Source organism: Bradymonas sediminis, assembly GCF_003258315.1.
Taxonomy (GTDB): domain Bacteria; phylum Myxococcota_A; class Bradymonadia; order Bradymonadales; family Bradymonadaceae; genus Bradymonas; species Bradymonas sediminis.
In genome coordinates this window covers 3044369-3065183 of record NZ_CP030032.1, presented here as the reverse complement: position 1 = coordinate 3065183, position 20815 = coordinate 3044369, and the positions used below count along the sequence as shown (strand labels likewise).

The 20815-nt window shown below is 61.7% G+C and carries 15 protein-coding genes and 2 tRNA genes; 9 read left to right on the top strand and 8 right to left on the bottom strand.

The features are described 5' to 3' along the window. Positions 1-143: 143 nt before the first annotated feature. Positions 144-743 (bottom strand): pyridoxamine 5'-phosphate oxidase, encoded by a 600-nt coding sequence (gene pdxH, locus DN745_RS11555; RefSeq protein ID WP_111335014.1) that lies wholly within the window; start codon positions 741-743, stop codon positions 144-146. A 517-nt stretch (positions 744-1260) separates the two neighbouring features. On the opposite strand from pdxH, the gene DN745_RS11545 reads away from it, so the two are divergent. The 3 genes from DN745_RS11545 to DN745_RS11535 all read left to right on the top strand — a co-directional run bounded on the left by DN745_RS11545 (position 1261) and on the right by DN745_RS11535 (position 5983). Next, the gene (locus DN745_RS11545; RefSeq protein WP_111335010.1) at positions 1261-1569 is read left to right on the top strand and encodes an ATP-dependent Clp protease adaptor ClpS; all 309 of its coding nucleotides are present in this window, start codon (positions 1261-1263) and stop codon (positions 1567-1569) included. Positions 1570-1746: 177 nt separating this feature from the next. After that, positions 1747-4116, top strand: a complete 2370-nt coding sequence (gene clpA / locus DN745_RS11540; RefSeq protein ID WP_111335008.1) for an ATP-dependent Clp protease ATP-binding subunit ClpA — start codon at positions 1747-1749, stop codon at positions 4114-4116. Between the two features lie 502 nt (positions 4117-4618). After that, a complete protein-coding gene (locus DN745_RS11535) occupies positions 4619-5983 on the top strand; it encodes an MATE family efflux transporter (protein WP_111335006.1) in 1365 nt (454 codons plus the stop codon). 84 nt (positions 5984-6067) lie between these two features. On the opposite strand, the gene DN745_RS11530 is transcribed toward DN745_RS11535, so the two are convergent. From DN745_RS11530 to DN745_RS11505, 6 genes are all read right to left on the bottom strand, one after another. Next, positions 6068-7474 (bottom strand): amidase, encoded by a 1407-nt coding sequence (locus DN745_RS11530; protein ID WP_162687623.1) that lies wholly within the window; start codon positions 7472-7474, stop codon positions 6068-6070. 41 nt (positions 7475-7515) lie between these two features. Next, positions 7516-7767, bottom strand: a complete 252-nt coding sequence (locus DN745_RS11525) for a hypothetical protein (protein ID WP_111335002.1) — start codon at positions 7765-7767, stop codon at positions 7516-7518. A gap of 14 nt (positions 7768-7781) precedes the next feature. Then, on the bottom strand, positions 7782-9404 hold the full coding sequence (locus tag DN745_RS11520; protein ID WP_111335000.1) for a MutS-related protein: 1623 nt from the start codon (positions 9402-9404) through the stop codon (positions 7782-7784). 162 nt (positions 9405-9566) lie between these two features. After that, positions 9567-9917 (bottom strand): hypothetical protein, encoded by a 351-nt coding sequence (locus tag DN745_RS11515; RefSeq protein ID WP_111334998.1) that lies wholly within the window; start codon positions 9915-9917, stop codon positions 9567-9569. 90 nt (positions 9918-10007) lie between these two features. Continuing rightward, entirely contained in the window at positions 10008-10487 is a 480-nt protein-coding gene (locus DN745_RS11510; protein WP_111334996.1) for a hypothetical protein, read from the bottom strand. Between the two features lie 129 nt (positions 10488-10616). After that, positions 10617-11294, bottom strand: a complete 678-nt coding sequence (locus DN745_RS11505) for a hypothetical protein (RefSeq protein WP_111334994.1) — start codon at positions 11292-11294, stop codon at positions 10617-10619. 371 nt (positions 11295-11665) lie between these two features. On the opposite strand from DN745_RS11505, the gene DN745_RS11500 reads away from it, so the two are divergent. The 4 genes from DN745_RS11500 (at position 11666) to DN745_RS11485 (ending at position 19436) form a co-directional block, all read left to right on the top strand. Then, positions 11666-13180, top strand: a complete 1515-nt coding sequence (locus DN745_RS11500; RefSeq protein WP_111334992.1) for a C1 family peptidase — start codon at positions 11666-11668, stop codon at positions 13178-13180. A gap of 294 nt (positions 13181-13474) precedes the next feature. Further along, entirely contained in the window at positions 13475-14161 is a 687-nt protein-coding gene (locus DN745_RS11495) for a porin family protein (protein WP_111334990.1), read from the top strand. Between the two features lie 233 nt (positions 14162-14394). Then, positions 14395-15756 carry a metallophosphoesterase family protein gene (locus tag DN745_RS11490; RefSeq protein WP_111334988.1) on the top strand — a complete coding sequence of 454 codons (1362 nt, stop codon included), beginning with the start codon at positions 14395-14397 and terminating at the stop codon, positions 15754-15756. After that, positions 15753-19436: an ATP-binding protein gene (locus tag DN745_RS11485; protein WP_111334986.1), complete on the top strand. Its 3684-nt coding sequence runs from the start codon at positions 15753-15755 to the stop codon at positions 19434-19436. Before DN745_RS11490 ends, DN745_RS11485 begins: the two co-directional genes overlap by 4 nt. Before the next feature lie 70 nt (positions 19437-19506). Here DN745_RS11485 and DN745_RS11480 read toward each other — a convergent pair. Then, positions 19507-19578, bottom strand: a tRNA-Val gene (locus DN745_RS11480). 209 nt (positions 19579-19787) lie between these two features. On the opposite strand from DN745_RS11480, the gene DN745_RS11475 reads away from it, so the two are divergent. After that, positions 19788-19858: transfer RNA gene (locus tag DN745_RS11475), tRNA-Gln, on the top strand. A gap of 269 nt (positions 19859-20127) precedes the next feature. Continuing rightward, positions 20128-20790 carry a 50S ribosomal protein L25 gene (locus DN745_RS11470; RefSeq protein ID WP_111334984.1) on the top strand — a complete coding sequence of 221 codons (663 nt, stop codon included), beginning with the start codon at positions 20128-20130 and terminating at the stop codon, positions 20788-20790. Positions 20791-20815 lie beyond the last annotated feature (25 nt).

Sequence of the window (20815 nt, the reverse complement as noted above, 5' to 3'; positions counted from 1 at the left end):
CACGGGGCCAAAAGCAGGGCTGATCCATACAAAAGATCATCCGAGGGTACAACGATCAAGCGGGCAAATTCTTCCGCGGCCCGGCGAAACGAGGCCCGGGGGGCGCGGACTCGATGAGGTCGCGCCATTGGGGGGGCGGCCGCTTACGGAAAGATCTGTGTGATTTCCCAGGGGCTCGTGGCGTCCTCGCGCTCGAATATCCAGCGCTCGTGGAGGCGGTGCGCGGCGCCTTCCCAGAACTCGATGCGCGTGGGGACCACGCGGTAGCCGCCCCAGTGCGGCGGGCGCGGGACGTCCTGGTCGCGGAACTTCTGCTCGAATTGGGCCATGCGCTCGGCCAGGGCGTCGGGGCTCGGCAGCGGTTGGGATTGCAGGGAGGCCCAGGCGCCCAGCTGGCTGGGGCGCGAGCGGGTGGCAAAATAGGCGTCGGAGGTCGCGGCGTCGACGCGCTCGGCCAGGCCCTCGACGCGGATCTGGCGCTCGATGCCGCGCCAATACCAGGTCAGGGCGACGGCGGGGTGGGCGTCGAGCTCGCGGGCCTTGCGGGAGTTATAATTGGTGTAGAAGACGAAGCCCTCGGGGCCGAAGTCTTTGAGCAAGACCTGGCGGATGGAGGGTTGTCCGCCGGGGGCCACGCTGGCCAGGCTCATCGCGTCCGGGTTGGCGTCAATCTCGGCGCAAGCGCGGTCAAACCAGCGCCCAAACCACTCGAAGGGATCGGTCGTCTCGGGAGAAGCGGTCATCTGCGAAGCCTCGTGGGGCAGGGGAGTGAACACAGCCGCGACAGCGCGGGGCGCTGTGGCGAAGAAAAAGGGCTGACTGAGTTGGCCCTAGCAGATGATCATAAGGGTGGCAATTCTGGATAAAATGGCGCGCAATTTGTTCGCTTTTATTCATCGGGACTTGGGGGCTGCTGAAATGCGCTTATTGTCAGTATTGAGGCGGCAGACGCACTGCGTTGGGGCTGGGACCCGCGGGCGAAACGCTGCCTGGGGCGTGGAAGGCGCTGGATTAACGCGCGGTGAAATTCTATACACGGTGGCGGGGATTGAGCTGGGGCGCGGCGCGCTTGCCCGCCCGCATCGCCCAGGTGTCGACTGACCCGTCTTCACGGGGGGCGAAGGCGCAATCCCGTAGTCGCTAATTCGGATGGAATTTTTTTGAATCGGCGCGTGTATCCGTGGTAGTAAAACTTAATATGCGTGCCTATTTTAAGTGCCAGTCAGTCATTATTCACCCGCATTTTGGAGAGTCGTAAAAGTGACCCAGCGTGACGAGGAAGGCGATGTTGCCGTCGACAACACAACTCGAGTCCAGAAGCCCAGGCTATTCAAGGTCATCTTCCACAACGATGATTTCACCACGATGGAGTTCGTGGTGCGGGTCTTGGAGGGAATCTTTAACTGCTCGCCGGCGCGCGCCGCGCAGGTGATGCTCGAGGTTCATAAAACCGGGCATGGGGTTGCCGGGGTGTTTAGCCGGGAGGTGGCTGAGACCAAGGTGTTTTTAACCCGCGATTGCGCGCGCCGCGAGGGGCACCCGCTGATGGTGACGATGGAGCCGGAATGAATTCAATGGGCTCGCGCGTTTGATTTAACCCCGCCGTCGTATGAGAGGTGGGTGGCGCACTGATGAAGCCGACGATGTGACGGATGCTGTTTTATAGAGACGCATAGATACTCAGATTCGATGAAAACGCCGCGGCGAGAAACCGTTTGGCGGAATCCCTGACCGAGAACAATAGCCATGATCCAGCGCGACTTGGAAATAGCCCTTTCGGCGGCCGTGCGCGAAGCTCGCCAGCGCCGCCACGAATATTTGACCCTTGAGCACCTCTTATATGTGCTCTGCTTCGATGAGACGACGCGCAAGATCTTAAAAAGCGTGGGATGTAATCTCGGCAAGTTGAAGGCAGACCTGGAAGAATTCCTGGACACCAACGTCGACACCCTATCCGAAGGCGTCGGCAGCGAGCCGGTGCAGACGATCGCGTTTCAGCGGGTGATGCAGCGCGCGATCATGCACGTGCGCTCCTCGGGTAAAAGCGAGGTCGACGGCGGCAATGTGCTCGTGAGCATCTTCAGCGAGCCGGACTCCCACGCGGTGTATTTTCTGCAGGAGCAGGGTGTCAGCCGGCTTGATATTGTTAGCTATCTCTCCCATGGAATCTCCAAGATCGACGACGCGGAAGAAGAGGGCGGCGACGAGCCAGATCCGGGATGGGGCGCTGGGTTTCCCGGCGACGACCAGGAGGCCGAAGCCTTGCAAAACCCACTACAAGCGTATTGCTCCGACCTGGTAAAGCGCGCCCATAACGGCGAGATTGACCCGCTGATCGGGCGCGCCCACGAGATCGACCGCACCATCCAGGTCCTGTGCCGGCGCCGCAAGAATAACCCGATCTTTGTCGGTGAGCCCGGCGTCGGTAAGACCGCGATTGCGGAAGGGCTGGCGCGTAAAATCGCCCTGGGCGAGGTGCCCGAGGTGCTGGTTAACGCCAAGATCTACTCGCTCGATATGGGCGGGCTTTTGGCGGGGACCAAATTCCGTGGCCAATTCGAGCAGCGCCTTAAGGCCGTGATGAACGCGCTGAAAAAGGAGCCGGGCGCCGTCCTCTTTATCGACGAGATTCACACCATCGTGGGCGCCGGCGCGACCAGCGGCGGCACCATGGACGCCTCCAATATTCTCAAGCCCGCCCTGGCCGAGGGCAGCCTGAAATGCATCGGCTCGACCACCCAGGAAGAGTACCGAAAGACCTTCGAGCGTGACCGCGCCCTGGCCCGGCGCTTCCAGAAGATCGACGTACTCGAGCCGACCAAAGAGGAAGCCTTCACGATCCTCAAGGGGATCAAGAAGTATTACGAGGACTTCCACGAGGTGAAATATACCGACGCGGCCATCGAGATGGCGGTCGAGTTGGCGCATAAACATATCCGGGACCGCGCGCTGCCGGACACCGCCATCGACGTGATCGATGAGGTGGGCTCGCGCCACCGGGTGCACCCCGAACTCTTCTCCGGAAGCCTGATTGATGTGCCCGATATCGAGCATGTCGTGGCCAAGATCGCCCGCATCCCGGATATCAAGATCAAGGGCAGCGAGAAGCAGCGCCTCCAGGAGCTTGAGGCTGGCCTGAAAGACAACGTCTTTGGCCAGGACCGCGCGATTGAGGCAGTGGTCAGCGCGGTGAAGATGAACCGCGCCGGCCTGACCCGGGCCGACAAGCCCGTCGGCAGCTTCCTCTTCGCCGGCCCCACCGGCGTCGGTAAGACCGAGGTCGCGCGTCAACTCGCCAGCGGTCTGGGCGTCGAATTTATCCAATTCGACATGAGTGAGTATATGGAGCGCCACGCCGTGAGCCGGCTTATCGGCGCGCCTCCCGGCTACGTTGGCTATGATCAGGGTGGCCTGCTCACCGAGAAGATCCGCAATAACCCGCATTGCGTCTTGCTCCTCGATGAGATTGAGAAGGCCCATCCGGATATCTTCAATATCCTGTTGCAGGTCATGGATACCGCGCGCCTGACTGATAATAACGGGCGCGAGGCCGACTTCAGAAACGTCACGGTCATCATGACCAGTAACTCTGGGGCCGCCGATATGGCGCAGAATGTCGTTGGCTTCGGCCGCGGCGTCGACGTGGATAAATCGGTCAAGGCCATCGAGAAGCAATTCCCGCCGGAGTTCCGAAACCGGCTGGACGCGACCGTAATCTTCGACCCGCTCCCCACCGAAGTGGTCGCGATGGTCGTCGACAAATTCGTCAGCGAGCTCGAGTTCCAGCTCTCCGACCGCAACGTGCATATCGAGCTGAGCCCGGCCGCGCGCAACCTGGTGGCCACCGAGGGTTACGACGAATTGCTCGGCGCGCGACCGCTGGCACGTGTCATTCAGGAGCGCATCAAGCGCCCGTTGGCAGAGGAGATTCTCTTCGGCCAGCTTCAATACGGCGGCACCGTCCACGTGCTGCTCGGTGACTCGGGTGACTTTATCTTTGAGTATGAGCCCAACGACCCGCCCGAAGAGGACGCCGCCGACGAGGTCGTCACGGCGACGATTGACGAAGATGTCGATCCGGACGTGGTCCTGGGCAATGCGACCAAAGAGGAATAATTTGCACGGCGTATTGCTTTAAATCCCGCCCGCAAAATCGACGCGCCCCGCGATTTCAAATCGCGGGGCGCGTCTGATTTTGGGATTGCTCAGTATCCGCTTGACCCACGTTTTCAATTATGTTGGAGGTCGGTTGTTCGCGCGGGGATTTGCCGGCAGCGAGCGTAGGCGCAGCAAGATTTGAGATTTCTTCGCAAAAGGTAGGTCGCATGCAGAAAAATTCGACGATGATTGGCGGGACCGTTTCTCCAACGCAGCGAGGTGTTTTTCTGAGCATTTGGTTTCAAATTATTTGCGGTGGCGACCGGAATCGCCGCCTGCTGGGAGCTATGGTGCGTTGATAATGACGCGAATACTCCGTCGCCTTTAGAGGCCGCAGGCATCTCCAATGCCGGCGGTTTTTTTGTTTTTTTAAGGCAGTGATTTTGCTGCCAAGGGTAAGTGCTTCGGCCGACAACGCCATACAAAAATGGGTCTGTCGAAGCGGAATTAGGTAAGTGTTATGAGCATGAAATCCAGGTCGAATCCACGGCGAGTATACGCGGCAGGCAGCCTCCGCGAGGCCGCGCATATTGGGTGGCCGATCGTGATCGCGATGCTGTCATATACTGCGATGGACGTGGCCGACACGCTATTCGTCGGGTGGCTCGGCAAGACCGAGTTGGCCGCGGTGGGTATCGCGACCATCGTCGTCTTTTTGTTCAACTCATTTTTTATGGGCGTCCTGCACGGCACCAAGGTCATGAGCTCGCAGGCGACCGGGGCCAAGCGCCACGACGACGCGAAGATGGCCGGTTGGGTTGGCACGCTGATCGCGATTCCGCTGGGGATCATGGTCGCCTCGACGGCGCTCCTCGGCGAACCGATCTTCGCGATTATGGGCGGCTCGGCGCAGGTGCAGGCCATCGCCGGCGACTATTTCTCGATCCGCGTGCTCGGCGCCTTCTTCGTCTACGCCATGGTCGCGCTCTGCGACTATTTCCAGGGCACCGGCGACACGCGCACACCCATGAAGATCAACCTCGTGGCGAACGCGGTGAATATTATCCTGGACCCCATCCTCATCTTTGGTTGGGGGCCCATCGCCGCGATGGGCGTAGAGGGCGCGGCGGTCGCGACCGTCGTCGCCCAGGTTTTGGGCATGGTCATCGCGTTTGGCGTCTTCGTGCGGCGTGTCGGTTGGGTTCGCAATATTCAGTGGAGCTTCGTGCCCGAGTTGTTGCGCATTGGCTTGCCGATCGGGGTGCGCTCCGCGGTCAATATCGGGGCGTTTGCCGCGTTTACCGCGTTCCTGGCGCGCATGGGCGAAGAGCAAGTCGCGGCGCATCAGATCGCGTTGAAGGTGATGAGTATCAGCTTTTTGCCGGGATATGGACTGGGCGAAACCGCGACCATTTTGACCGGCCAATACCTGGGCGCCAACAAATTGGACGAAGTTCGAAAATCCTTTCTCTCGACCCTATTCCTCGCCCTCGGGGTGATGGGCGCGTGCGCGGTGGTCTTCTTTAGCTTCAACTCCCAGATCGTAAGCCTCTTTACCGATGATCCAATGGTCATCGAGCTGGGCGGAAAGCTCCTGTTGATCGCGGCGTTCTTCCAGATATTTGACGCCCTCGCCATGGTCGCCATCGGCGCGCTCAACGGCGTCGGCGACACCCGCTTTACGATGTTGGGTGGCATCGCCTGCTCGTGGTTCGTGCTGCTGCCATCGAGCTATCTTTTCGGTGTCGTGATGGACGGCGGCGCGGTGGGCGCATGGTTTGGCATGACCGCCGAGATCACCGCGCTGGGGCTATTGATGCTGTGGCGATTCAATAAGAATGGCTGGCGGCTCAGCGGCGTTCCGGCGGTCGCGGCTGCCGAATAAAGCTTGGGTGAAAAATTAAAAAAGGAGCAACCATCGCGGGATGGTTGCTCCTTTTGTTTTGCTCGAAGCTCGTTCGCGGCGCCCTTAGATATCGAAGAAGAGCTTGGGGCGGTCGATGAGCGGCATGACCTGGTCACAGGCCGCCGCGGCGTTAAGGAGCTCTTTTTCTTTCCAGGGCGCGGCGGTGATCATGAGGCCCACGGGCATCCCGTCGGCGTCGGTGCCGCAGGGAATGGTGACTGAGGGGAAGCCGGTCACATTGCCCAAAAACGTATAGCGCGACACGTATTCATTGATGCGGGAGTCAACTTCGCCGGTGTCCAGCGAGGCTTTGGTGATCTCTGGGGCGACCAGGCCGGTGGTGGGCGTGATAAAATAGTCGAAGTCTTCAAAGAGCTTGAAGAATTCGTTGCGCACAATGGTGCGCACGCGCTGGGCGTGGAGATATTGCTGGGAGCTGATGCGCGCGCCTATAGCCAGGAGCAGGCGGGTGTCCCAATTATATTGCTCTCGATATTTGGGCAGCCAGTCGCGCTGGCTCGCGGCGGCTTCACTGGCCAGCGTCACGAAGCCGACCCGCTGAGCCTGCTGGATATGCGGGACAACGCGCTCTTCGACATGCGCTCCGTGCTCCTTGAGTTGGGCGATCGCGGTGGAGAAAAGGTGCGGAATCGGCGCCTGTGCATCCTTTCCCATCTGCGCGCTCCAGGCGAAGCGAAGGGTGCTGAGCTCCGGGGGCTGCAAGGGGCCGACCTCGACCGGGCGCGGGGCGTGGCGGGTGTTCTCGTCACCCGCATCGGCGCCGACCGTGGCGTCGTAGAAGAGGGCGAGGTCGTCGACGCTCGCCCCGAGCGGGCCGAGGTGGTCGAGTGACCAGGCGAGCATCGAGCCGCCCGTGGTCGGGATGCGCCCGAAGGTGGGCTTGAGTCCGTAGATGCCGCAGAACGCGGCGGGGATGCGGACCGACCCGCCGGCGTCACTGCCCAGCGCGATCGGGCAGATGCCGGCGGCGACCACCGCCGCCGAGCCGCTCGACGAGCCGCCCGCGCAGCGGCGAAGGTCATGGGGGTTTCGGGCGGTGATATGCTTGGCGTTAATGCCGGTGCCGCCAAAGCCAATCTCGTGCATCGCCGTCTTGCCAAAGATGATGGCGCCGGCCTCGCGCAGGCGTGCGACCGCGGCGGCATCTTCGGACGCGCGTGTTTTGCCGCGGAAGGTCGTCCCGACGCTGGTGCGGTAGCCCTTGACGTCAAATTCGTCTTTGATCGCGATCAGGACGCCGTCGAGCGGGCCGAGCGGGTTGTTCTCGGCAAAGCGCTGGGTCGATGCGGCGGCCTGGCGGCGCACGTCTTGCTCGTCGAGGGTCACAAACGCGTCGAGGGGGCGCCGGCGTTGCTGGGCCTGGCGAACCGCCCTAAGCGCCGCCTCGGCGACATCTTCGGGCGTGCGTGACCCATCGCGATAGGCGCGGGCATAGTCTCGGGCGGTCATTCGGAGATCAGCAAAGAACATGTTCAAATATCCAGATAAATTCAGTCCGACTCGAAGTCGAAATCCGATTCGAATTCGAAGGAGAAGACGCCAATCTGCGGGTCAACTTCGGGCATTGTCGGTGATAGGGCCGGCTCGCCCTGGTCCCGAAGGTCCATCTCAAAGAGCGCGTCGAGCCCCATCTGAGACATCAGCCGCTCCTTGAGCGCAAAGCCAATCCCCGGGGTTTCGGCCGCGCGCACCAGGGCTTTAAGCGATCTTCCCGAGATTCTAATCTCTTTTTCGTCCGTCATAATATCTTTTCCGATTAATCCGATGATGTCGAATTTTTGTGCAAATTAAGCCCCAGCGCCCGCGCGACAAGGCGCGCGTCGCGGGGCACTTCGGCTTGCCCGCCGAAGCTAGTGTCGGCGCAAATGGGGCGATAGTCCATGGCCGCGCGCAACGCATATTGCACGTCAAGGGTGTCATCGGCGAGCAGAGGTTCCAGCTTCGCCGGGTCACGGAGCCCTGCGATGCGCAGACGTTGCGCCGATTTCATGGCTGCGACCCGGGGAAAGTGAGTGGCCGCGACCACGCGATCGCCCCGCGCGCTCAGGCTTTCGATGACCTCAAGGGCGATGTCGGCCCCTTCATCGGGGTGCGTGCCGCGTCCGACCTCATCGAGCAGCCACAGGCGCGTCGCATCCGCGGGCGCGTCCCAATATTTCACCAGTCGTTTGACCTCGCGGCCAAATGACGAGAGCCCCTGGGTGCTCTGGCGGTGGACCGTCTCCTCGGCGCCGACATAGATTATGGCGGAGACCGGCGAATAGTCAAAATGGGCGGCGGGCACCGGCATCGCGTGCTGTGCGCACCATTGGCAAAGACCGATGAGGCGAAGGAGGACGGATTTTCCGCCCATATTCGGACCGCTGACTACGGCGGGGCGCGCGTCGAGGTCCAGGTCGACCGCCTGCATCGACTGGCCTTGAGCCTGCAGGGCGGCGTGGACCTCGGGTTCGCGGCCCTGCTCGATACGAAGTCCGGGCGACGCGCGTCGCGCCGCCCAGCAGCCGTTGATTTCGCGGCGCAGGCGCACCTTCGCGAGGCGAAGGTCGAAGTCGGCGAAGACGCGCTCCACGCCGATTAGCCAGTCGACCGAGGCGCGCAGCTGTTTGCTTAGCTTCGCGCGCAGGTCGTATTCGTGGGCCTCGATCTCTTCCTGAAGTCGGTCGTTTTGGGCATCCAGCGCGTTGAGTTGGGGGTCGGCGAGGTGGCAGGCCTTCGGGGTATAGCGAAGGCGTGGGTCGTCGATTTGAAGATCGTCGGGGGCGCGAAAATTTCCCTGGATATCGAAGCTTCCGCCGTATTCAGCGACGATCGCGCTCTCGAGTTCGCGCCGAAGACGCCGGGCGAGCTTTTTGTTCTGGCGCAGCGACACCCGGGCGGTTTCCAGCTCGGCGCTAAGCTCGGCGGCCAGGTGAAACCGCGGCGTGGGGTTCTTCTGGGGGTGAATGGCCCCCATTAATTTCTCGCTGCGCGAGGCATCCGCGGGGCCCAGGCCCCAGTCGAAGAGCAACTCGGGCGCTGCGCTGAAGAGCTGAGTCGCGTAGTAGAGGAATTGCTTCACGCTGAATAGTTCGGCCTCGCCCAGCACCTGCTCGGCGCGCAGCTGGCGGGCAGGACGCTCAAGCTCGGGGAGCTCGACGAGGGCCTTGCGCGCCAGGTCGAGGGTCTCGGCGCTCGCGTCACTCCAGCGATCAACGCTGCGCAGACGGCGGAGCTCGCTGTCGAGCTCGCCCGGGGCGTTGGCGGCGCCGAGCGCTGCGTCATAGGTGTGCAGGCGCTTGGCCAGGCGGGCGCCGGCCCGGCTGTCGAGGCGAAGTCGCGCGACGAAGGTCTCGACTCCCAGGACATGATTTGTGGATTTATCGCTAAATGCTGACATCTCGACTCGGGCCCTGATTGTGGGCGTGTCGTTTCGCTCAATCGGGTGGTGCTATCGTAATTGAGCGGGGTGTGGGGGACAATAGTGTCGGTTGCGGCGCGCGTCATCTGAGGTCAGCGCGCTCGCCGGGAGGCTTCGGCGGAGCGGGTCCGGCCGAATGCTCTAGTGCCGAACGCCGGTCTTCTCGCGCATGCAGGTCATATAGCCCTCGCGGTCGTGCTTGATATCGCCGCCCTGGTCGCCGCTGCCGGGGGTGACGCGCTCGACGTTGGCGAAGAGACACTCGCTATGGTTCAGGCCGATGAGCTTGCGGCATTCGCGCTCTTCTTGGAGTTCGAGGAAGCACTCTTTCTCGAAATCTTCGGCGAATTCTTTGGCGATGGTCGGTCCAACCGGTTCCGCGGCCCAGCGATTCAGAAAGAACCAGAAGCCAGTCCCGCCGATCGTGATCGCGATAAGCAGGAGGACGTAGAGGTTGGAATTGCGATGGTTTTGGGGGGCTTCGCTACTCATGAGCTATTCGTACACCGGAGGCAAAGGCAAAGGCAACATGGATTGAGTCGCCAGCGCGCGCGGGGGGATGCGATAGAGTCGTCTGCTTTGTCAGTCGAGGGGCTCTTTCGAAGAGTTTGCGTCGGCCGCGGGCGATTTCGGGCGATAGATGCCCAATAGCGTTGCGGCGACGAGCAAAAATGGCAGAGCCAAGAGCGCCTCGAAGGTGAGATAGCCTATTACGAGCCCGAAGACACCCACCAATTCGCAAATGACCCAGGTGGTCAACGCCATCGTGAAATAGGCGTTGTCTTTTTCCTCGGCGCTCGCGTAGCTCGCGGCCTGGTCAAAGTAGCGCTTTTTGCGCGCGTTGCGAAGCACTGCGATGAGCATTGCGCTCGCCACGGCCAGGATGACCACGATCGGCGGGACGGTGCCCGCGGCGATGCTGAAGGGGACGAAGCCCGGGGGCGGCGGTATAATAAGGGGGACCGATGCCATGACCATCAAGCTAAAAAGCATCGAGGCCCAGACCAGCCATAAGACCAGCGTCGCGCTGGAGTCGGGCGAGCCCTTGTCGTGCGTGCTCATTGAGTGCCTGAGATGGGGAGTTTGGGGGAGAGGGTTTCACGCGGCGCCCCGACGGGCCAAATAATCGCGCACCTGACGGCGCGACGATAGCCGGATGCCCGATAGATTTCAAAGCATAAACGGCGTGAATTAGTCGGAGCGAAGTACTTTGGCTTTGACCAGGAGCATCGCGCCCTGGGGGTCCCCCTGCGCGCCGAAGAAGCTGCGCGGGAGCACTACGCGTCCCTGCGCGTCCGGGCGAAGAACAAAGAGGTGGAAGCCGTCCTCATCGATATCGCGCAATTGGGCCGGGGCGAAGCGCGCTGCTGTTTGGTCGGACTCCAGCGAGGTGTATGCCGCGGCGCGGGGGCGCACGCCCACCGGGCCCATCTTTATGGTGCTTCGCTGTTTCACGGTACCCCGCGGCTTGCCGTGGCCCTGGCGGTGCTGGGGCGTCGCCGGCGCGGGTGTCTCGCGGGTCATAAACGGGTCGTAGACCTCGACCTGGTTCGAGCCCTCTGCGTGCCGGCCTGGGGAGGATATCTTCGGGTTGCTGGCCAGTGACTCAAGGCGCTCGGGGGGAATCGCAAAGCTCTGAGTGGTGTCGTCGTGATCATGCGCGTCTTCATAGGCCGTATTTAAAAGGCGCTGCTGGGGCACGGATCGGGTCGGGTCTTCGTAGGGCTCAAGGTCATCCAAAAAGAGTTGAACGGTGGGGTCCGGATGCGGGTTGAGCAGAAAGTCATCGGGGGGAGCGAGCCCGGATTGCTGGTCTTCCGGGCGTAAGATGCTGCTCTTTTGAGAGTGAGGCGTCGTCTTTTTTGGCATCGTTAAGTCCCCTCGCGCGCAGGTGGGCTCGTCGGTTTTGTGATCCCGCATACAAACGAATTGCGTGTAATTTATAGACTGAGTCTGATGGAATTTGGGCGCCGCGGCAAGCCGCGCGAAAAATTAGTGGGCAACTCGGGCGCCAGGACCCGCCCACAGGTGTGGTAGATCGGGGTGTCGGATACCTTTTATGGACCCGCGCGCAGGATTTCAAAGCGGGTTTGACAGAAAGTTCAAAGATAGCTAAATAGCCGACTCTGTAGCGCATACGTCTGTTTCGCATATACCGAATTGATCGGTGTATCGGGGCCGGCTATTGTATTATGTGAGACCTACTTTTTAGTTTAATATAGCCCATTTAGGGAGAACCCATGAACTTCAATAACCGTTTTTATTTCCTTGGCTTGGCGCTCGCTCTGTCGCTGGGTGCCTGCGCCGACGATTCGGTCGACAACAATGTCGTCGACCAGGAAGGGATCATTGCCCCGCCGCTGACCCCGCGCGACACGCTGCTGCAAGGCGCGCCGGACAATAGCGAGCTGCCCACCGAGGGAAAGGCGGACGCGGTCTATCCGCCGAAATTTGAAGATCTGGTGGTCCTGCAGTCGCCGGTGCAAAACCAGGGCGGCCGTGGCGTTTGCTCGGTCTTCTCGACCATCGGCCTGATGGAGCATCTCTATATTAAAGAGGGCACCTATCTGACGCCGGACTTCTCGGAGCAATATCTGCAGTGGTCGGCGAAATTCGAGGTCGGATCGTTCCGGAATACGGAAGGCTCCACCGGCGCCAAAAACCTTGAGGCGATCAGCCGATTCGGCGTGGTCGAAGAGGATGTGTGGCCCTATGAGTCGCGCGCCTGGTCGACCAGCAATGACCCCGAGTGCACCGGGGACAAGCGCCCCACGCGTTGCTACACCAACGGTGAGCCGCCGGCCGAGGCCGCAGAAGCCGAGAAGTTCACGCTTCCGACCGGTCGCTGGCTGTCCACGCGCACCGACGATATCAAAGCGTTCATGACCCAGAAGGGCCAGGCGGTCATCGTCGGGCTGGATTTCTTCTATCAGTCGTGGAACCACGGCGCGTCGCCGCTCAAGGTCAACAGCGGCTACTCGCGCAAAGGGTATGTGCTGTATCCGAACGAAGATGACCGCCGCGAGAGCCTCAAGAACCGCGCGGGTCACTCGATCCTTCTGGTCGGTTGGGACGACACCCTCGAAGTCGAGCGTCTCGACAAAGACGGCAAAGTGATGCTCGACGAGAACGGCGAGCCGATGGTGGAGAAGGGCTTCTTCATCTTCAAGAATAGCTGGGGCACCGGCAGCTTCGGCAGCGAGAACCCCAACGGAGACGGCTACGGCTATATCTCGCAGAAATATGTCGCCGAATACGGCTCCGGTCGCGTCGCCGACCTGCCCGAAATCGAGCCGAAGGTCGAGATTTGCGGCGACGGCATCGACAATGACGGCAACGGCTTCGCAGACTGCGAGGACGACGTGTGCGCCGAGAGCGCAGCGTGTCAGGAAGACAGCAACACCAAGACCTACACGAACTCCGAAGCGCTCGAGATTCCGGACAACGACTCCAACGGCGCCGTCAGCACCATCGACGTCGAAGACTTCGGCGCCATCTCCGAGTTCACCGTGACGGTCGACATCACGCACGCCTACCAGGGCGACCTGGACCTGATGCTCGTCCACCCCAACGGTAGCGATATCGTCATCCTTGAGGAGGCGAGCAACACCTCCGGCGCCTTCGAGAAACGCACCTATGTCGTCGAGGAGTTCCAGGGCCTTGAGGCTCAGGGAACCTACGAACTTTATATGTGGGACGAGTCGAAATACGACGCTGGTACGCTTAACGAGTGGACGATTGAAGTGACCTTCTAATCATCCCGGCGCGTCACGCGTCACGCGCCACGCGTTAAGGTCTTGACCGCGACGCAAAAAAGCCCGCCCCGCGCATGATGCGCGGGGCGGGCTTTTTTGTGCCGAATTGCCGCCTCTTTTTTCACCAAAAGTCCGGCGCCGACGAGCGCGGCGCCTGGATGGTATCCGAATTATTTGTAAAATAATCGAATAAACCGCGCGAAAGATTGTTGCTAAGCGTGAGGCACCGGCGTTTTGGGTGTCCAACGAGTTCTGTTTTTGTATTCAGCTGTTTTTATAAGAGGGATTTGTAAAATGCGTAAAGTTACGATGTGTCTTGCCGCTTCGCTGATTACGCTTGCTGGCGCCAACGCCTTTGCTCAGGATGTCACCTCCAGTCGCTCAAATTCCGGGGGCGCTCAGATCGGCGTGGTGGGGATGCTAAATTATAGCTCCCATGCGTATTCTGCCGACGATAGCGACGTCGCTGATGAGTTCGCTGACCATACCGAGTCCACGCTGGGCTTCGGTGGCGGTCTGCGCGCGGTGGTCGAGTTTAACCCCTTCCTGGGCATTCAGCCCGAGATTCTTTTCAAGCAATACGGCGCCACGCTTAAGGCGGAGGCCGGTCCGTTCAATATCGAGTCGACGGCGACCACGAACTATTTGCAGGTCCCGGTCCTCGCGCGCCTCGCGCTGCCGGTGGGCGGCTCCGTGACGCCCAAGGTGCTGGTCGGCCCGACGTTTGGCTATTTCCTGTCGGGGAGCACCAAGGCCGGCGATGACACCAAGGATATCGACGCGGAGGATGTCGAAAGGCTCGATATCGGCGTGGCTGCCGGCGTGGGCGTTGACTTCGCCACCGGTCCCGGGGCGCTGAGCTTGGACCTGCGTTATGACCGCTCGCTTACCCAGAGCAATAAAGCGTCTGATATGGACGGCGGTCTTGAGGTGATGAACACCGGATTTAGCTTCCTCGTTGGCTATAATTATAAGCTCTAATCACGAGGGGCTGTCGCCGTTTAGTCGGCAAAGAGGACATCATTCATGCTCGCCGGCGGAGGAATCCGCCGGCGAGCTTTTTGTTGTGGAGCGACGTCGCGCCGCCGGAGTGATCGTATGGGGTGGCTTTGGGGGCGCTCGCGTCCTCGCTGCGTCGATTGCCTGCTTTGAAATAAGCGACGCAGCCCATAGAATCGCCGCGTCAATCAGGTGCGCTGTAGCTGGAGTTGTGTATGCCCGAGGGTCTCGTCAAAATTCTATGCGCTGGAGACCTGCATCTTGGCCGGTATCCCAGCCGTGTTGATGGGAACCCGTCGAACTTATCGGTGGCGCATATCTGGGCGCGTACCGTGGAGTGCGCGATCGACGAGGCGGTCGACCTGGTCGTGCTCACCGGCGATGTCGTGGATCGGGAGAATCGATTTTTCGAGGCGATCGGCCCGCTTGAGCAAGGGCTTCGGCGCCTTGGCCAGGCCGGAATTCCGACCTTCGCGGTTTCTGGAAACCATGACTTCGACGTGCTTCCGCGAGTCGCCGATGCGGTCGACTCCGGGATGTTTTATCTTTTGGGGCGAGGGGGAAGTTGGGAGTCGCGGGTTTTTGAGCGTGACGGAAAACCCATCTTGCGCCTGGTGGGCTGGTCCTTTCCGCGTCAGCATTATCCACAGTCTCCGCTGGAGGGGTTTGCCGGCCTGGCGTCCGTTGGGACGCCAACGATTGGGATTCTTCACGCCGATCTCGACCAGCGGGCGAGTCGCTACGCGCCGGTGATGAGCAGCGAGTTGGGGGCTTACGGGTTTTCGGCCTGGCTCCTGGGGCATATTCATCGACCGACCGAAACCCGGACGAGCGGCGGAAGTCTTGTGCTATATCCCGGCTCACCGCAGCCACTGGACCCGGGAGAGCCCGGCGTGCATGGCCCGTGGATCGTCGAGGTCTCGCCCGATCGCCCCGCGCGTGCCTATCAGGTCGCGTTGGCGTCGGTGCGCTATGCCGGCGTCGAGGTCGACCTGGGCCCAATGCAGGGCGTGGATGATTTTGAGAAGTTGATGATGGACGCGATTCGTGGCGAATTGCACGGATGGATTCGGGAGGCGAGGGCGTCCGCGGGCTCCGGGTATTTGCCCGAGCGCGCGATGATCCGGCTTAAATTGGTGGGGAGTACCCCCTATCGGGCCGAGATCGAGCGGCTTTGCGCGCGGGTGGTCGAGGACTTCGAGTTGCCCGTCGACGATATCATGGCGCGGGTCGAAAAGATCGAAATTCACACGCGTCCCGCCCTTGACCTTCGGGAGATCGCGCGCGGCAATGACCCGCCCGCGCTGCTCGCGCGCCTGTTGGTTGAGCTTGAGGCGGGCGAGGTGAGCGCGCAATTCCAGCCGCTCTTTGCGAAACTGCGTCACGAAATCTCGCAGGTGCATCGCGCCAACGCGTTTGGCCCGTTGCTCTCGGAGCAAATCGCGAGCGCTGAGGTTGACGACGCCGCCGCGCATCGCCTCGTGCAGGTGGAAGGCGTGCGCCTGTTGGAGGAGCTTTTATCCCAAAAATATGGCGCCGACGCGCATCCATCGGTGGGCAAAGGGGGGCGCAAATGACCGAGGCATTGGGGACCCGCATCCCGGGGCAGTCGGAGCATGCGCCCGGCCTTGTATTCGAGAAGATCGCGATCTATCGCGCGCGGTCGTTTCGCTCTTCTCGCTTTGAGATCAACGGGTTATGCGCGGGCATCAATATCATCTACGGGCCCAACGCGGCCGGGAAGACCACGCTCGCCCAGGCGATTATGACGCTCCTGTGGCCCCAGGATCCTACGCTCGGGCGCGCCGAGGTTGCCGGGCAATTTCGGCTCGCGGGTGCTGATTGGCGCGTGGACTTTGACGCCGGGCGGGTTCGCTACCAGCTAAATGGCCGGGATCGGGGCCACGGGCCCGGGCTGGCGCCGCAGGAGTCGCGCGATCGTTATTATCTGGGGCTTCGGGATCTGCTCGACGGAAAAGACGAGGGCTTTGCGGCGTTTATCGCCCGCGAATCGGCCGGGGGCTATGATGTCGCGGCGGCGGCGAGCGCGCTCGGCTATTCGTATTCGAAGCGGGCGAATAATCGAAAGGTCGAGAAAGTCCGCGCGCGACTGGGCGAGGCACAGGATGCCCAGGACGAACTTCGTCGCGAGGCGGGGCGATTGTCGGAGCTGCGGCGGCGCTTGGCGGTCGCAGACGCCGCCCAGCAGCGTATCGCGTTGCTTCGGGTTGCGGTCGAATTTGGCGAAGCCGAGGCGCTCAGCGTGGCGGCCCGGGAGCGGCTGTTGGTGTTTCCGGAGGCCATGGCGCAGGTTCGCGGCGATGAGGCCGAACGGTTGGACGCGCTGCGCGCGCGGGTGCGCGAGGCGGACGCGGCAGAAGATAGCACGATGCGCCGCTATAACGCGTTGAGTGAGCGGGTCGCGAAGAGCCCGTTGTCGCGCCCGACGCTTGAGGCGGCGGATGTCGAGGCGAAGATCCTCGATAGCGTCGTGCCAACGCTCGACGGGTATCTGCGCGAGATCGAGCGCGTGGCGAGCGAGCGCGCGGCGGCCCAGGCCGAGGTTATCGAGGCCCAGGCGAAGGCCGACGAGGCGTGGCGCCTAATCAGCGCGACGGTCGAGCCATCTTCGCTCGACACCATTTCAGCCGAAGACCTGAGAGCGTTTAGCGACCTGGCCCGGCGCTTCGATCGCGTGGCGGGGGAGGTGTGGGCGTATAAGAAGCTGCGCGGGATCCTCACCGGCGCGAACGGGGCTGACGCTGCGCGCCTCGAGAGTCTGCGCGACGCGGCGCGCCAACTTCGGGCGTGGCTGCGCGGTCGGGGCGATGGTTCCCAGGGGCCGGCGACTCAGGACGCGCGAAAGTGGGCGCAGGTCGGGCGCATCGTGTCGCTTATCGCGACGATCCTGGCGGCGATCGCGTGCATTGTCTGGGTGTATGGCGGGCACTCCGCGTGGCCGGTCTTGCTGGTCGCGGCGCTCATATTTGGCGGGCTTTTCGGCGCGGCGTCGCGGGTGCTGAGTTCACTTCGCGCGCAAGATCGCGGTGCCCTGGAGCAGCGGCGCCAACGCGAGACGCACCGGCGCGCGTTTGAGCGCTCGGGGCTTGCCGCCCCCGAAGCCTGGGGACCAGACGCGGTCGAGCAGCGGCTCGATGAGATCGAGCAGCTCATCGCGAGCGCCACCAACGATGTTGAGAAGGCGTCGCGCTGGTCCCAAGAGATGGAGGCATTTCAGGCCACCGAGCAGAAGCAGCGCGCGCTTCACCAGGAGCGCGACGCGCTGGCCGCGCGTGTTGGGCTGAATCTAGACCTGCATTTTGGCGGGCAATATATCTTAGGCTTTGGCGACGAAGCAGCTGAATTGGCCTGGCTCATCTCGCATATCGAAGCCTGGCAGCGGGCGCGCATGCAGGCCAGCGCGAGTGCGGCTGTATTCGGGCAAAAGAGCGCATCATTTGAGCAGAATCTTGAAGACTTCCACGCAGCGATTCGCCCCTATTTGCCCGCTGAGGTCGCGGACGCACCGGATCTTGCCAGCGCCCAGGCGCAGACCCGCGCCCTTGAGAAGGGCGCGCGGGCATTGGGGCAAGATCTGCGCGAGCGCAAGAATATGCAGGACGCGTTGATTGAGCAGCGAGAGAGGCGATCGCAGGCGCTCGATGAATCGAAGGTTCTGCTTGCGCGGCTTCAACTGATCGCGGAATCCGGCGCCGCGCCCGATATCAATGATGCCGATATGGGGCGGGCGATCGACGCACTTTGCGCGCAGCGCGCTGATTACGAAGCTGCTCGGGAGGAATCACTCGCCGCCCACGCGCGCCTTCGGAATGTGCGCACGCGTCTGGAGGCCCAGCCCGGCTATGCACCCGACCTGCTCGAGGGCGGCCCCGGGCGTCTGGCCCAGGAGATCGTTGAGCTGTCGGGCCCCGCGGCCCAAAGAGACGCAGTGATGAGCCAGATCGCGCGGATCGAGGCGCGCGTCGAGGACGCCAAAAAATCGACCGCCCTTGAGCAAAGGCGCGCCGACTATCACGCGGCCCTCGACGCGTTGGCAGAAGATCTCGCCGCGAATAGCCGCAGCGTCGCCGGCGCGGTGCTCTCCGACTTCTTGCAGCGTGAGACCCGCGACGCCACGCGCCCCGCGGTATTTCGGCGCGCCCGCGAACTCTTCGCCCGCATCACCCACGGGCGCTACCGGCTGGACCTCGACGAGGGTGAGGGCGCGCAGTTTCGCGCCTTCGATATGCTCAATGAGGTCGGGCAGAGCCTCGATGAGCTCTCCAGCGGCACCCGCGTACAATTATTATTGGCGGTGCGCGTCGCGTTCGTTGAGCAGCTAGAGCGGGGCGCCAAATTGCCGCTGGTCCTCGACGAGACCCTGGCAAATAGCGACGACGCCCGCGCCCGCGCGATCATCGACGCCCTCGTGCAGATCGCCGCCGATGGGCGCCAGATCTTCTATTTGACCGCCCAGAAGGACGAAGTTGAGAAGTGGCGCCAGGTCGGCGCGGCGGGCGCCGTGGCGTGCGAGTTTATCGATCTCGGCGCGATCACCGGGGCGCCGGATTTTAGGGCCGAACCTGTGGCCGGCCGCGACGATGGCGCGCCCAACGCCCCCGCGTTTGAAAAGATAGAGGTTCCCAGCGCCGAGGGCCTTTCTCACCCCCAATATAAAGATGTGCTCAACATTCGAGGGGCGCTCAACCCGATGACGCCCATTGGTCATACCCATTTGTGGTACCTGACCAGCGATCCGCGTGAGCTTGAGCAGATGCTTCGCGCCGATATCGTCCGGTGGGGCGCGCTAAAAAACCTACAACGAAGCGGGGCGCTAGCGGCGGTCGGGGTGTCGGCGGCAAGCTATACGCGGATCGAAGCACGGGCCAAGGCACTGGGCGCGTATTTTGAGGCGTGGTCGGTCGGCCGTGGAAAGCGCGTCACCCGCGCGGATCTCGAAGACTCGGGCGCGGTCAGCGACAATTTCATCGACGCGGTCGCTGAATTGAATGAAAACTACGGTGGGGACGCGACCAAGTTATTGGAGGGGCTGATCGCCGGCGAGATAAAGCGCTTTCAATCTGCGAAGCGCCTGGAGCTCGCGGAGTATTTCGAAGCCCAGGGAATCCTCGACGCGCGCGAGCCCCTGAGCGAGGCCGAACGCTGGACACGCGTGCTAGCGGCGGTAGCCCCGGAGATCGCCGCCGGCGTGCTCGACGCAGGGTCGATTCGCGAGACCCTCGCGCGGGCGCTGTGAGACGCGGGGGCGTGAGCGGTGGAAACAGAAAAACCCCGGAAGATATGGAATCTTCCGGGGTTCTCTATAGTGGGCGTACCTGGGATCGAACCAGGGACTTCTTCCGTGTGAGGGAAGCGCTCTCCCGCTGAGCTATACGCCCAATCAAGGCGGAGACTATTAGCATAGCTTTTAGGCCGCGTGCAAGTGTTTTTTGCAAATTGTTGGGCAAAAAATTGCGGGTCGAATTTTTGAGGGCAAAAACACAAAAACGTGTTGACATTATCGAAAACCTCATGCTACATCATCGGCGTCGATTGGGACAAAGCATTTTGTGCCAAGCGTCGACGAAGGGTTAAAGGCCCTTATTAATCGGGTGTAGCCAAGCGGCAAGGCAGCGGGTTTTGATCCCGTCATCCTAGGTTCGATCCCTAGCACCCGAATACCCGACGGCAACCAATCGTTTCACGTACTCGCCCCGGTCTCTACATAAAAAGAGGCCGGGGCGATGCTTTGTCGTCAGTACGGGATAATTCGCTCTTTACTTATAGGGGCGCATGATTTATCCACTCGCACCCGCGGAATAGCATGCCTTGGCATGTGAAACGTGGCTTAAACATTTAAGACTGCCATTCCAATCGATTGATTTGTATTTTCGGCTCGCTTGCATCGCATTGTCGACGCGAACGCCGGCTGCACATGGAGAAAGCTGATGGAAGCTCAAACACACCCGACTTTGCTCGCCGAGCGCCGCACTGAAAGTGGAAAAGGATCTTCACGTCGTCTGCGCGCTGCTGGACGTCTTCCGGTGGCCTGCTATGGTCCTGGTATCGATTCGATGACCCTTTCGATCAACCGCACCACGCTGCTCGACGCGATTGACGGACCGCATGGTCTCAACACCGTTTTCCAGGTCGACGTCGAAGGCGAAGGCCTTACCTTCAAGAACGTGGTTCTGCATGATTACCAGGTTGCGCCGCTGTCGCGCGCTCTCCTGCACGCCGACTTCCTGGTTGTTCCGGACGGACAGCCTGTCGAAGTCAAGGTTCCGATCGTCACGACTGGTCGTGCGAAAGGCGAGCGCTCCGGTGGTCGACTTCGTTTGATCGCTCCTGAGATCAAAGTCCGTTGCTCCGTGCTGAACATCCCGGTCGCGATCGAGCTCGACGTGAGCCCGATGGGACCCAACGATGTTCGTATGGCCAGCGACCTCGAGTTCGGCGAAGGCGTCGAGCCGGTCTACGTCACCGACTTCGCGGTTGCTCGCGTCATGATGCCGCGTCAGAACGTCGTCGGTCTCGATGATGTCGATGAGGATGAGGACGAGGCAGCTGAAGGCGCAGCAGAGGGGGCAGCAGAAGGCGCAGAAGCCTGATTCCGCGTTTGACCCTTTGTAGGCC

Coding starts and splice junctions, on each gene's coding strand:
- pdxH (WP_111335014.1), bottom strand. CDS start 743: ATGACCGCTTCTCCCGAGACGACCGATCCCTTCGAGTGGTTTGGGCGC.
- clpA (WP_111335008.1), top strand. CDS start 1,747: ATGATCCAGCGCGACTTGGAAATAGCCCTTTCGGCGGCCGTGCGCGAA.
- DN745_RS11535 (WP_111335006.1), top strand. CDS start 4,619: ATGAGCATGAAATCCAGGTCGAATCCACGGCGAGTATACGCGGCAGGC.
- DN745_RS11530 (WP_162687623.1), bottom strand. CDS start 7,474: ATGACCGCCCGAGACTATGCCCGCGCCTATCGCGATGGGTCACGCACG.
- DN745_RS11525 (WP_111335002.1), bottom strand. CDS start 7,767: ATGACGGACGAAAAAGAGATTAGAATCTCGGGAAGATCGCTTAAAGCC.
- DN745_RS11520 (WP_111335000.1), bottom strand. CDS start 9,404: ATGTCAGCATTTAGCGATAAATCCACAAATCATGTCCTGGGAGTCGAG.
- DN745_RS11515 (WP_111334998.1), bottom strand. CDS start 9,917: ATGAGTAGCGAAGCCCCCCAAAACCATCGCAATTCCAACCTCTACGTC.
- DN745_RS11510 (WP_111334996.1), bottom strand. CDS start 10,487: ATGAGCACGCACGACAAGGGCTCGCCCGACTCCAGCGCGACGCTGGTC.
- DN745_RS11505 (WP_111334994.1), bottom strand. CDS start 11,294: ATGCCAAAAAAGACGACGCCTCACTCTCAAAAGAGCAGCATCTTACGC.
- DN745_RS11500 (WP_111334992.1), top strand. CDS start 11,666: ATGAACTTCAATAACCGTTTTTATTTCCTTGGCTTGGCGCTCGCTCTG.
- DN745_RS11495 (WP_111334990.1), top strand. CDS start 13,475: ATGCGTAAAGTTACGATGTGTCTTGCCGCTTCGCTGATTACGCTTGCT.
- DN745_RS11490 (WP_111334988.1), top strand. CDS start 14,395: ATGCCCGAGGGTCTCGTCAAAATTCTATGCGCTGGAGACCTGCATCTT.
- DN745_RS11485 (WP_111334986.1), top strand. CDS start 15,753: ATGACCGAGGCATTGGGGACCCGCATCCCGGGGCAGTCGGAGCATGCG.
- DN745_RS11470 (WP_111334984.1), top strand. CDS start 20,128: ATGGAAGCTCAAACACACCCGACTTTGCTCGCCGAGCGCCGCACTGAA.